The sequence below is a fragment of the Neisseria sp. P0022.S009 genome (assembly GCF_051956675.1).
Taxonomy (GTDB): domain Bacteria; phylum Pseudomonadota; class Gammaproteobacteria; order Burkholderiales; family Neisseriaceae; genus Neisseria.
Map to the genome: position 1 here is coordinate 1 of NZ_JBQCXE010000043.1, position 531 is coordinate 531.

Consider the following 531-nt stretch of genomic DNA (forward strand, 5'->3'; position numbering starts at 1 on the left):
GTATCGATGCCGCCGGTAACAAAGTGACCAACGTGGCCGACGGCGACCTCAATGCCAACAGCAAAGACGCCGTTAACGGCAGCCAACTGTTTGCGACCAACCAAAACGTCGCCAACAACGCCGCCAATATCGCCAAAGGCATTAACTTCGGCGGTACCACCGGCAGCAACAACTACGCATTGGGCGACACCATCAATGTCAAAGGCGACAGCAACATCATCAGCGAAACCGTAGCCGGTGGTGCACAGCTGAAACTGGCCAAAGACATCACCGTCGACAGCGTTACCGCAGGCGACAGCAAACTGAATTCAGACGGCCTCACCATTACCGGTGGCCCAAGTGTGACCAAAGCAGGCATTAATGCCGCCGGCAACAAGATCACCAACGTTGCCCCGGGTACCGATGATACCGACGCCGTCAACTACAGCCAGCTGAAACAGCAAAGCGCCGCCGCCCGTACCGAGGTTGCCGCCGGCACCAACATCAAAGACGTGGTGAAAACGACCGGCGCCAACGGCCAAGACGTTTACA

General features: G+C 57.3%; 1 pseudogene. It reads left to right on the forward strand.

Annotated elements, in window-relative coordinates:
- A pseudogene (locus ACTHUG_RS11340) lies at positions 1-531 on the forward strand (hypothetical protein); the annotation flags it as partial.